Source organism: Bradyrhizobium sp. BTAi1 (genome assembly GCF_000015165.1).
In the GTDB taxonomy this organism is placed as follows: domain Bacteria; phylum Pseudomonadota; class Alphaproteobacteria; order Rhizobiales; family Xanthobacteraceae; genus Bradyrhizobium; species Bradyrhizobium denitrificans.
Genome location: NC_009485.1, coordinates 4123849 through 4136141, shown reverse-complemented (window position 1 = coordinate 4136141; position 12293 = coordinate 4123849). Strand labels below are relative to the sequence as shown.

The following is a 12293-nucleotide window of genomic DNA, read 5'->3' as shown; positions in this document are numbered from 1 at the left end:
GCTCCATGTTCATCGTATCGTACACAACTTGAGGAACAACACGGTCGCAGTAGTGGCCCGTAAAACTCCTGGTTGCAAACTTGATACAACTAATTCAGTGTCAATTACTTATTCGTTTTGAGTCTTGATGCATTGTCTGTCGCGTGCGTGTCCTTCAGTCAGGCCGATACTGAGGTGGCCCATGCCTACTGTTCTCATTATCGATGATGATTCTGCGACGCGCGCGGCGCTTGAAACCCTGCTCAAAAAGAAGAAGTTCTGCGTCTTTCTCGCGCCCGACGGACCGACCGGTATTCGTTTGATCGGCAGCGTGTCATTCGACGCTGTCGTGATCGATATGTTCATGCCGGGCATGGACGGAATTGCGACCATTCGCGAATTGATCAAGATCGATCCGACCGTTCCGTTCATCGCAATCTCCGGCTACGCATTCACGGACAAGAAACAGGGAGCTCCCGACTTCCTCGGAATGGCGATCAAGCTCGGGGCGACGGCTGCGCTGCAGAAGCCGTTCGACCTCCTTGATCTGCTCGAAGCTGTGGATCGCGCCATCGAGGTCCGCCAGCGGCTTCTCGCCGACGCGCGCGGCAACCTCGCACCACACCGGCATCTGAGCGGAGAGCCTCATGACGAACATCCTGGTCGTTGATGACGAAGTTGGCGTCTGCTGTGTCATTCAGCATCTTCTCGTTCGTGAGGGATATGCGGTGACTGCCCTGACCGACGGACGCCAGGCGCTTGACGTTGTTGCCCGCAGCGATTTCGCCGCGGCCCTGATCGATCTCAATCTGGCCGACATCGACGGCAACGACGTCATACGAGCGGCACGTGCGGCGCGCCCGAACATGCCGATCGTCATGATGTCGGGCATGGTCCTCGAATCAGACCACGGAATGCCGGAGTCCCTGGGACTATCGGCGAGGGTTCAGAGACTTCATCGACTGGCCAAACCCTTCAAGCCGAAGGACCTCGCGCAATTGATGCGCGAGATTCTTACCCCCGATGAAGCGTTCGCCCCTGCCAGGATGCAGTGCCGGCAGTAATCACATCGGAACGCCAGTTCGGTGGTCGCGGCGTCTTCGCTTGCGAGGTCTGCGAATCGCCAGGGCAATGCCTCTGGCTGGCGGCTCCGAGCAATTGTCGACAGGTAAGATAATCTCGCCGCGAATGTGACGCAGTTCACATCGCGCCCGACCTGATTTGGCTACCGTCGTGAGGAACGAAAGATAACGGTAACCAATTAAGCCCTTCGTCCGCGATCCTTACAATTTTAGTGATCCGTTCAATTTGGACAGAGTGGAGCTTTGACATGGTGGCCGCGCAGATTGCGCGAGGGCCATGATGAGCGAAGCCGAGTATGAACTGTTGCTGGATGCTGTAAGATCGGCAGTTGCGCCTGAGCCCGAGATTGATTCGATGACCCGCCTATTCTCGATGTTGCGGTTTCCCCAAGCAGCTAACGACAATCAGGGCGCTTGGCCGCTGATCCCCTTCCCCGACGGCTGGTTTGCGGCCTGCTGACCGCATCCTGATCGGACATGTGTTCGTTGCCCGGCGGCAGGCTGAGCCGTCGTCGCGACACACCGAATCGACATCGCCGTATTGCAGCACCATGTTGCGGCGCAATGCAGCGGTGCCCACAAACGGTCAGGCGACGGCGTGCGGCCGTCGCCTGACCAACTGCGCTTCTACTTCTTGACGGCGAAGACCCAGACCACACCGCCCTGCGGGACATTGTCCTCCAATCCGGTGTTGCCCTTGGCAAGCGCATCCTGGATGCGCTGCGCATCGACGCCCCAGCCGGACTGCACCGCGATGTATTGCGTGCCGTCGACCTCATAAGCGACCGGCATGCCCATGATTCCCGAGTTGGTCTTCTGCTCCCACAACAGTTCGCCCGTTTTGGCGTGGAAGGCCCGGAACATCCGGTCATTGGTCCCGCCGACCAGAACCAGATCGCCGGCCGTCGCCGTCACCGAGCCGAACAGCTGTGACTTCGGGAAATTGTGCGACCAGACCTTTTTGCCCGAGGCCGGATCCCACGCCTGCAGCTCGCCGAAATGGTCCGCTCCCGGCCGCACCGTCAGCCCGATATCCTCCGCCTTGGTGCCGAGCCAGAGCTGTCCGGGAACGAGCGGCAGCTTCTCGCCGGTGAAGCCGCCGCAGAAATTCTCATTCGCCGGCACATAGACGAAGCGCGTCTTCTGGCTGTAGGCCGCCGATGGCCAGTCCTTGCCGCCCCATAGCGACGGACAGAAGTCGACGCGCTTGCCGAGCGTCGGCTTGTGCGCGGGATCGACGATCGGCCGTCCGGTCTCCGGCTCGATCCCCTTCCACACGTCGGTGTGAACGAAGGTCCAGCCATTGACGTAGTTGATGCGCTCCGGCGTGCGCTCGAGCACCCAGAAGATGGCGTCGCGCCCCGGATGAATCAGGCTCTTGAAGCTGCGGCCATCGCGCTGCAGGTCGACCAGCATCGGCGCGTCGACCTCGTCCCAGTCCCATGAATCGTTCTGGTGGTACTGGAAATGCGTCTTGATCTTGCCGGTGGCAGGGTCGAGCGCGATCACCGAGCTGGTATAGAGATTGTCACCCGGATGCAGGCCGCCGGGCCACGGCGCCGCGTTGCCGACGCCCCAATAGACGGTCTTGGTGTCCGTGTCGTAGGTGCCCGTCATCCAGGCGGAGCCGCCGCCACTCTTCCAGTCGTCACCGCTCCAGGTGTCATGCCCCGGCTCGCCCTCGCCGGGGATCGTGAAGGTGCGCCAGAGCTCCTTGCCGTCCTCGGCATCGTAGGCCACGACATAGCCGCGCACGCCGAACTCGCCGCCGGAGCCGCCGACGATGACCTTGCCGTCGACGATCAGCGGCATCAGCGTCAGATATTGTCCCTTCTTGTAGTCCTGGACCTTCTTGTCCCACAGCACCTTGCCGGTCTTGGCATCGAGCGCGACCAGGTGATCGTCGGTCGTGGCGAGATAGAGCTTGTCCTGCCACAAGCCGACGCCACGGTTCGTCGGATGCAATTGGAACAGATCCTCGGGCAGCTCGCGCTTGTAGCGCCAGTATTGATCGCCGGTCTTGGCATTCAGCGCGATCACCTGTCCCATCGGTGTGGTGATGAACATCACCCCGTTATTGACCAGCGGCGGCGCCTCATGGCCCTCGATCACGCCCGTGGCGAAGGTCCACACCGGCACCATATTCTTCACATTGGTGGTGTTGATCTGGTCGAGCGGGCTGTAGCCCTGGCCGTCATAGGTGCGGCGGTAGAGCATCCAATTGCCGGGCTCCGGATTCTCCAACCGTGCCGGCGTGACAGGACTGTAGTTCTCGATCGGACCGGCAAGCGCGGTTTGTGCGGCGACACAGGTGAACGCGACGGTGCTCGCGAGCATCCATTGCTTGATGGTCTTCGACGTGATGGTCATGGACGAACCTCCCCTGCTTTCGTTTTTCGCTTCAATTGTCGTGACGTTTGACTGTCGAGACGATGCGAGTTCCGATAGGCACACGAGACCTCATCAGCCCTGCTGGCCACCTACCTTTCCGATGAAGGGGGCAGCGATCACGAGCGCGCCATCCTTGATGACGAGCGGCAGCGCAGCCAGCCTGCGCGGCGCCGGCCCGAACACCACCTGCGCGCCACGCCGCGGATCATATTCGGAGTTGTGACACATGCATTTAAAGACTTCGTCGTTGCCTTCCGTCGCCTTGATCCAGGCCGTCACTGGGCAGCCCGCATGCGAGCAGATCGCCGAATAAGCGACGATGCCGCCGGCCGCGCGCGGGCGCGTGTCCTCGTCGAGTTCGTCAGGATCGAGCCTGACGAGAAGCACCTCGTTCAAGCGCGACCCATCGCGCACGATCGCATTCGCTGCATCCTTCGGCCACGCGTGCACCGGCGGTTCGCCGACCTTCAAATCATCCGGCGTGATCGTCTGCCCCGCGCGCTCCCCTTCCGAGAACACGAGAAGGTCGCCCTTCTGCGGCCGCTTCTCCTTGCGCGGATCGTCCTCATCGCCGGCCGCTGCGCCCGTGACAGACGCGCATGCGACAAGCGTGCCGAGAACCACCGAGCGGCGTGTCGGATGATCGTTCATGATTGATCTTTGCGAGTGATGTCGTGTGTGATTCGAGAGAATGCTGCTCTGCCGCCCAGCGTCCCGCAGCGCACTCTATCATAGAACAATTACATCAACACAACCTGACAAAATCAAGGCGCGCTACGCGATTTCGCCGCGAAGTTATCAACTATCGTCGCTGCTGCGCGTCATTGCAGGTGCAGCACGCGATCCACGAGCGACATCTCGCATGCCGAATGCAGAACTCGCACAGCAAGCATCCGCATCCGAGCGGCGATAGCGATGTCCTGACGCTGCTCATTCCGGTCGAGCCCGCAAGACGGCGTAAAACTGATCTTTTTTGTATGTGAGACCCGGTCAGGAATTGCACGCAGCCAACTTCATCGACGAACGTCTGCTCACCAATGCACTGCGCAATGTTCGTTAGTCAGGATATCCCGACGTCGCTCGCGCCGCTTCGTGAGGATCGCGCTCCAACCTGGAGACCTCGACCGTCAGGGCTACGATCTATTCACACCAACGCGCCGTGCGACCCGACAAGATCATGACAACGGACCTGTTTCACGAGGCTGCTCCGGATGCGGACAGTGGTCTGAAAAGGATGCTCGGACGGGTCCACTGAGGTTCGCCCGCTGTTCGCAGGACGTCACCGACCAGACTTCGCCCTGGGCTTCTGCGGGACTCGGGCGAGTTCGGAAACGGGCTGCCGCGTGTCCGACCCGATCCAAGAGAGCGATCTCAGAACTGGTGGACGGTACGAAACAGGGCGGTTGCTTAAGCCGTTGATCTCCGGTATCGATCCGCCGTGTTGGGGCCACGTGGCGGAGTGGTTACGCAGCGGTCTGCAAAACCGTTTACACCAGTTCAATTCTGGTCGTGGCCTCCACTCAATCAAATCAAACGGTTAGCGTCGTCACTCGGTCGGATCTTCCGACCTAGACCGGCAGATCGTCGATCCCTCCGGGATAGGGCGCCTGCCCCCGCGGCCACGACAGGATGGCACAGCGCTATCCTGTCCCGGAGCAGGTTGCGGCTGGCTCCACTCCCGCGCGACTGCCCCGCCGGCTGGCATAGTCCCGGAATTGCACCACGTTCGACTTTTCGACGTCCTGCATAGCTCGCTTCCTCACGCTATGCTGCAATGCAAGAAGCGTACCTTTGGTTCCTAAACCCGGCGTTTACGGCCGCGCCGATCCGGCTTGCCGCGGGGCTTGGGCCGCGGGGTGAGCTCCGGACGCTCTTTTTCGACCTCCTGATACCGCGCCAGCATGCGCTCGAAGCTGGCGTCGAGGGCCGCGGCGATCTCCGGTCGGCGTTCCAGCGCCGCCATCAGCAGGCCCGCCGCCTCGATGGTCGACAGCCCGTCGCGGCGCGGTTCCCGGCGCAGATGTCCATAGCGCGAGGGCCGGCGCGGCCCGAGGATCACGCGCTGGCATTTCAGCATCCAGGGATTCCGCCACCACAGCGCCTTGGCCTGGCTCCAGGTGCCGTCGAGCAGGATCACGCCATCGATCGATTTGAGGATCGCGCGCTGGTTCTCGGCGACCTCGCCCTTCCGCGTGAGGGCCAGCACCTCGCTGTCGGGGTCGAGATCGGCCGCCTTGGCCGACCCGAGATAAAGAATCGCCCAGCGCGCGGGGTCTGCGACGGGGCGGCCCAGCGCCTTGGCGAGACTCGGCCAGGACAGCCCGACCCTGACCACCGCGGTCTTGAAATGCTGCGCGGCGAGCCGTGCTGTGCCGAGCGCACGGTCCTGCTCCTGCGGATGCTGCAGGATCAGCAGTCCCAAGCGGCTCTCCAGCGGCGTGACGCTGTCGCAGATGCACAGCGGCAGCGGCTTCTGACAGTGCGGGCAATCGGGTGGCGCTTCCGCGAGCGGCGGATGATCGTGGGGCTGGTCTGACATAGCGCGGCCTATACGCGCCCGCGACCATCGCGACAACGCCTCATTCTGCCGGCGCGGCGAGCGGCTCCGGCGCCGAGCGGCGGCGCAGCCGGTCGATCAGGAGATAGATGACCGGCGTCGTGTAGAGCGTCAGGATCTGCGACACCAGCAGGCCGCCGATGATGGTGATGCCGAGCGGCCGGCGCAGCTCGGTCCCTGGCCCGGTCGCGAGCACCAGCGGCAGGCCGGCGAACAGCGCGGCCAAGGTCGTCATCAGGATCGGACGGAAGCGCACCCGGCAGGCCTCGAAGATCGCATCGGCCGACGACATGCCGCGCTGCCGCTCGGCCTCGAGCGCGAAGTCGACCAGCATGATGCCGTTCTTCTTGACGATGCCGATCAAGAGGATGATGCCGACGAAGGCGATCACGGTCAGCGGCGTATTGGTGACCTGCAAAGCGAGCAGCGCGCCGAGCCCCGCCGATGGCAAGGTCGAGATGATGGTCAGCGGATGCGCCAGGCTCTCATAGAGCACGCCGAGCACGATATACATCGCGACCAGCGCGGACAGGATCAGCAGCGGCTGCCGGCCGCTGCCCTTGTTGAAGTCGCCGGCATTGCCGTCGAAGCCGCCGCGGATGCCTTCCGGCATATGCAACTCGTCCACCGCCCGCTGGATGTTCGCGGTCGCGGCCTGCAGCGGCACGTCGGGCAGCAGGTTGAACGACACGGTGGTGGAGGGGAACGACTGCGAGTGAAACACCGCGAGCGGCGACAGGCCTCGCTCGGCCTTCACCAGCGCCGAGAGCGGAATCTGCGCGTCCCCTGCCCCCGCCACATAGATCCGATCGAGGTTCGACGGATCGGTCTGGAATTTCGGATCGATCTCCAGCACCACCATGTACTGGTTGCGCTGGCTGTAGACGATCGAGATCTGGCGCTGCGCAAAGGCGTTGTTCAGGGCGGTGTCGATGTCCTGGACGCGCACGCCAAGGCTCGCCGCCTTCTGCCGGTCGATCCGGAGCGCCAGCTGCAGGCCGCCGGGGTCGCGGTCGCTGGAAATGTCGGTGATGCCTTCCACCGTCTCCAGCCGCTTGGCGACGATCGGCGCCCATTTCTGCAGCAGATCGAGATCGGGACTGCTCAGCGTGTACTGATAGTCGGAATCGCTCTGCCGGCCGCCGGCGCGGACATCCTGTGCGGCGAACATGAAGAGACGGATGCCCGGCACCATCGCGAGGCTGCGCCTCAGACGGTTGATCACGAGCTCGGTCGAGACACCGTCCCGCTCCGCCGGCGGCTTGAGATTGATGAACATCGTGCCGCGGTTCGACGTCGCGCCGCCCGGCCCGCCACCGCCGCCGATGGTCGAGCCGATCCCTGCGACGGCCGGATCGGCCATCACGATGTCGGCGAGCCGCTGCTGCAGGCTCAGCATCGACTGGAACGAGATGTCGGCGGAGGCGCGGGTCGCGCCGATGATGAAGCCGGAATCGTCGGTCGGGAAGTAGCCCTTGGGCACCTTGATGTAGAGCGTGACCGTCAGCGCGATGGTGGCGAAGAACACCATCAGAGTCAGAAACGGGTAGACCAGCACGCCGCGCAAGGTCCAGGCATAGAAGCGGACCATGCCCGACAGCGAGCCCTCGACGATGCGGTCGAACCAGCTGGCGCGGTCGGACAGCGTCTCCTTGATGTAGTGCGCACAGATCATCGGCGTGACGGTCAGCGACACCAGGGTCGACACCACGATCGCAAAGGTCAGCGTCAGCGAGAACTCGCGCAGCAGGCGGCCGACGACACCGTCCATGAAGATCAGCGGCACGAAGGCCGCAATCAGCGACAGGCTGATCGACAGCACGGTGAAGCCGATCTGGCGCGCGCCGTCGAGCGCGGCGCGCATCGGCGGCAGGCCGTGCTCGAGATTGCGGTACATGTTCTCGATCATGACGATGGCGTCGTCGACGACGAAGCCGACCGAGATCGCGAGCGCCATCAGCGAGAGATTGTCAATCGAGAAGCCGGCGAGCCACATCGCCGCGCAGGTGCCGGCCAGCGCCAGCGGCACCGAGACGCCGGCCGCCACCGTCGGCACGAGACGACGCAGGAACAGGAACACCACGACCATCACCAGCACGGCGGTCGCCAGCAAGGTCCATTGCATGTCTTCGACCGAGGCGCGGATCGTGCCGGTGCGATCGATCAGGGTCGAGATCTCTATGCCCGCGGGCAACCACTGCTTGAGCTCGGGGATCAGCGCCTTCACCCGGTCGACGGTCTCGATGACGTTGGCGTCACCCTGCTTGGCGATCTGGATCAGCACCGCCGGCTGCTTGTTGAACCAGGCGATCGAGCGCACATTGCGCACGGAATCCTCGACGTCGGCGACATCCGACAGCCGGACGAAGCTGCCATTGCTGCTCTTGATCAGGATGTCACGGAATTCGGCCGCGGTCCGCATCTGCCGGTTGATGGCGATGGTCTCGCTCTGCCGCCCCCCCTCGAAGATGCCGACCGGCCCGATCGGGTTGGCATTGATGATCGCGGTCCTGACGTCGTCGGTCGAGATTCCCGCATTGGCGAGCGAGACCGGATTGAGCGCGATCCGCACCGCCGGCTGGTCGGCGCCGCTGACGGTGACGTTGCCGACGCCTGGCACCTGGAACAGCCGCTGCGCCAGCACCGTATCGGCGACGTCGTACATCGCGCTCGGCGTCAACGTCTTCGAGGTCAGCGCCAGCACGAACACCGGTGCCGCAGCCGTATTGGCTTTGCGGAAGCGCGGCAGCGCCGGCAGATCACTCGGCAGGTCCGACAGCGAGGCGTTGATCGCGGCCTGCACGTCACGCGCGGCCTTGTCGATGTCGCGGCCGATCGAGAACTGGATCTGGATATTGGTGGTGCCGAGCGAGCTGGTGGATGTGATCTGGTCGACGCCGGCGATCTCGCCGAGCCGCCGCTCCAGCGGTGCCGCGACGGTGCCCGCCATGACCGAGGGATCGGCGCCCGGGCGCGTGGCCGTGACGAAGATCGAGGGGAAGTCGACGTTCGGCACCGGCGCCACGGGCAGGAAGATGTAGGCGACGATCCCGACCAGGAACAGTCCGATCGAGAGCAGCGTGGTGCCGACCGGCCGGCGAATGAACGGCTCGGAGATCGAGAAGGCCATCACTGGATGCCTTCGGTGGCGCCCGCGATCGGCGGCGACGGCAGGTCGGGCGCCGGCGGCAGCGCCGTCTCGAAGCGGCGGTTGAGGCGGTCGAGCGCCAGATAGATCACCGGAGTCGTGTACAGCGTCAGCAACTGGCTCAGCAGCAGGCCACCGATGATGGAGATGCCGAGCGGAAAGCGCAGCTCCGAGCCGGTGCCGCTCTCGATCGCCAGCGGCAGCGCGCCGAATAGCGCGGCCAGCGTCGTCATCATGATCGGACGGAAGCGCAACAGGCACGCCTGCACGATGGCATCATACGGCGTGCGGTTCTCGTGCCGTTCAGCCTCCAGCGCGAAGTCGATCATCATGATCGCGTTCTTCTTGACGATGCCCATCAGCAGGATGATGCCGATCAGGCCGATGACCGAGAGATCCTGGCCGAACAGCATCAAGGCGAGGATGGCGCCGACGCCAGCCGACGGCAAGGTCGAGAGGATCGTGATCGGATGAATGTAGCTCTCATACAGCACGCCCAGCACGATATAGATCGTGATGACAGCCGCCAGCAGCAGCCAGGGCTGACCGGCGAGCGACTTGGCGAATTCGGCGGCATCGCCGGAGTAGACGCCGATGATGCTGCCGGGCATGCCGATGCGGTTCTCGGTGGCGTGAAGCGCGTCGACCGCCTCGCTCAGCGCCACGCCGGGCGCGAGGTTGAAGCTCAGCTGCACGGCCGGGAATTGCGCCTGATGCGAAATCGCCAGCGGCGCCGTGGTGCGCTTCAGACTTGCCACCGCCGACAGCGGCACCTGGCCGCCCGCGCCCGGCAGGTACAGCTTCGACAGGATGGAAGGGTCGCGCTGATACATCGGCATCGCCTCCAGCACCACGCGGTACTGGTTGGCCTGGCCGTAGATGGTCGAGATCTGGCGCTGCGCAAACGCATCGTTGAGCGTGTCGGTGACGCCTTGCAGGCTGACGCCAAGTTGGCCGGCGCGCTGGCGGTCGATGGTCAGTTCGGCGCGCAGCCCGCCCTCCTGGGCTTCCGATGAGACGTCGCGGAACAGCGGGTCGCGCCGCATCTCTGCCACCAGCTGTCCAGCCCATTTCGCGACGTCGCCGGCATCGGCGCCGGTCAGCGTGTACTGATATTGCGAGCGGCTCGCCTGGGTCGAGATCTGCACGTCCTGGACCGGCTGGAAGTACACGGTCATGCCCGGCACTCCGGCTGTCTTCTGCTTCAGCCGGTCGATCACCGCGGCGACGCCGTCCTGCCGCTCGCCGAGCGGCTTCAAGGTCATCACGAGGCGTCCGACGTTGGTGGTCGGGTTGACCGATCCGGCCCCGATCACCGAGACGACGCCCACCACGTCCGGGTCCGCCTGGATCGCCGCCGCCACCTCCTGCTGCCGTCGCTGCATCTCGGCGAACGAGACGTCCGGGCCCGCCTCCGTCACCGCCGTGATCGAGCCGGTGTCCTGCAGCGGCAGAAATCCCTTGGGCGCGACGACGTAGAGCGCCAGGGTCGCTGCCAGCGTCGCGAAGGTGACGACCAGCGTTTCGGTCTGGCGGTCGAGCACCCAGAGCAGGCTGCGGTGATAGACGGCAACCGTGCGGTCGATGAAGCGGCTGATCGCGTTCAGCCCCGGCAGCACCCATTCATCGCTGGCGTGCTTCAGCAGCCGCGAGCACATCATCGGCGTCAGGGTCAGCGACACGACCGCAGAGGTCACGACCGCGATCGTCAAGGTCAGCGCGAATTCGCGGAACATGCGGCCGACCAGGCCAGACATGAACAACAGCGGAATGAACACCGCGATCAGCGACACCGTCAGCGAGATCACCGTGAAGCCGATCTCACGGGCGCCACGCAGCGAGGCGTTCATCGCGCTCTCACCGTTCTCCATATGGCGGACGATGTTCTCGATCATCACGATGGCGTCGTCGACGACGAAGCCGGTGCCGATGGTCAGCGCCATCAGCGACAGATTGTCGAGGCTGAAGCCGGCGAAATACATCACGCCGAAGCTCGTGATCAGCGACAGCGGCAGCGCCACGCCGGCAATGATCGTGGCGCGCAGCGAGCGCAGGAACAGGAGCACGACCAGCGTGACCAGCACCACGCTGAGCACCAGCGTGAACTGCACGTCATGCACCGAGGCGCGAATGGTCACCGTGCGGTCGCTGACGATGGCGAGCTTCACGCCGGCCGGAATCGTACGCTGCAGCTTGGGGATCTCGGCGCGGATCTGCCTGACGACCTCGATCACATTGGCGCCGGGCTGACGCTGGATATCGAGGATCACGGCCGGCACGCCCTGGTACCAGCCGCCAGTCCGATCGTTCTCGAGCCCGTCAACAATGGTGGCGACGTCGCCGATCGTCACCGGTGAGCCGTTGCGGTAGGCGATGATGATCGGCCGGTAGGCGTCTGCAGCGGCGATCTGATCATTGGCTGTGATCAGATAGGCCTGCTGCGCGCCATCCAACGATCCCTTCGGTCCGGAGACGTTGGCGCCGGCAATGGCGGCGCGCAGGTCCTCCATCGAAATGCCATAGGCAGCAAGCCGCGCCAGATCGGCCTGCACACGCACCGCGGGCTTCAATCCGCCGAGCACCGAGACGCGGCCGACGCCGGAGACCTGGCTGAGACGCTGGGCCAGGATCGTATCAGCCATGTCGCTCATCGCCCGCAGCGAGACGGTATCCGAGGTCAGCGCGAGCGTGATCACCGGCGCGTCGGCCGGATTGACCTTGGCGTAGGTCGGCGGATAAGGCAGCGATTTCGGCAGCACGCCGGCCGCGGCATTGATCGCCGCCTGCACGTCCTGCGTGGCGCCGTCGATATCGCGCCCGAGGTCGAACTGCAGCGAGATCTGGCTGACGCCGAACGAGCTTGTCGAATTCATCGCCGCCAGCGACGGGATCTGACCGAGCTGCCGCTCCAACGGCGCGGTGATCAGCGCGGCGATCACGTCGGGGCTGGCGCCCGGCAGCTGCGTGGTCACCTGCACCGTGGGAAAGTCGACCTGTGGCAGCGCCGAGACCGGCAGCGCGAGATAGCCGAGCAGGCCGCCGATCAAAAGCGCGACGCCGAGCAGCGAGGTCGCGATCGGGCGGCGAATGAAGGGTTCGGAGACGCTCATCGCGACCTGCCCGTCACGCTGTCATT

The 12293-nt window shown here is 64.3% G+C and carries 8 protein-coding genes and 1 tRNA gene; 4 read left to right on the top strand and 5 right to left on the bottom strand.

Annotated elements, in window-relative coordinates; all coding sequences use genetic code 11:
* The first annotated feature begins 127 nt into the window (after positions 1 to 127).
* From BBTA_RS18440 to BBTA_RS18430, 3 genes are all read left to right on the top strand, one after another.
* Entirely contained in the window at positions 128 to 649 is a 522-nt protein-coding gene (locus BBTA_RS18440) for a response regulator (RefSeq protein WP_244424037.1), read from the top strand.
* Complete coding sequence (locus tag BBTA_RS18435) at positions 627 to 1043, top strand: response regulator (RefSeq protein ID WP_012044013.1); 417 nt, start codon at positions 627 to 629, stop codon at positions 1041 to 1043. The genes BBTA_RS18440 and BBTA_RS18435 overlap by 23 nt, the downstream gene beginning before the upstream one ends.
* A 298-nt stretch (positions 1044 to 1341) precedes the next feature.
* The gene (locus tag BBTA_RS18430) at positions 1342 to 1521 is read left to right on the top strand and encodes a hypothetical protein (protein ID WP_012044012.1); all 180 of its coding nucleotides are present in this window, start codon (positions 1342 to 1344) and stop codon (positions 1519 to 1521) included.
* A gap of 167 nt (positions 1522 to 1688) precedes the next feature.
* Here the strand turns inward: BBTA_RS18430 and BBTA_RS18425 are convergent, their stop codons facing one another.
* Positions 1689 to 3431, bottom strand: coding sequence for a methanol/ethanol family PQQ-dependent dehydrogenase (locus BBTA_RS18425; protein ID WP_012044011.1), 1743 nt, complete (start codon positions 3429 to 3431; stop codon positions 1689 to 1691).
* 93 nt (positions 3432 to 3524) lie between these two features.
* A complete protein-coding gene (locus tag BBTA_RS18420) occupies positions 3525 to 4103 on the bottom strand; it encodes a ubiquinol-cytochrome c reductase iron-sulfur subunit (RefSeq protein WP_012044010.1) in 579 nt (192 codons plus the stop codon).
* 794 nt (positions 4104 to 4897) lie between these two features.
* Here BBTA_RS18420 and BBTA_RS18415 point away from each other — a divergent pair.
* Positions 4898 to 4971: transfer RNA gene (locus BBTA_RS18415), tRNA-Cys, on the top strand.
* Between the two features lie 279 nt (positions 4972 to 5250).
* Here the strand turns inward: BBTA_RS18415 and BBTA_RS18410 are convergent.
* The 3 genes from BBTA_RS18410 to BBTA_RS18400 are packed head-to-tail and all read right to left on the bottom strand — an operon-like array spanning position 5251 to position 12267.
* Positions 5251 to 5991, bottom strand: coding sequence for a tRNA-uridine aminocarboxypropyltransferase (locus BBTA_RS18410; protein WP_012044009.1), 741 nt, complete (start codon positions 5989 to 5991; stop codon positions 5251 to 5253).
* A 40-nt stretch (positions 5992 to 6031) separates the two neighbouring features.
* Complete coding sequence (locus BBTA_RS18405; protein ID WP_012044008.1) at positions 6032 to 9139, bottom strand: efflux RND transporter permease subunit; 3108 nt, start codon at positions 9137 to 9139, stop codon at positions 6032 to 6034.
* Positions 9139 to 12267, bottom strand: a complete 3129-nt coding sequence (locus tag BBTA_RS18400; protein ID WP_012044007.1) for an efflux RND transporter permease subunit — start codon at positions 12265 to 12267, stop codon at positions 9139 to 9141. The genes BBTA_RS18405 and BBTA_RS18400 overlap by 1 nt, the downstream gene beginning before the upstream one ends.
* Positions 12268 to 12293: the final 26 nt, after the last annotated feature.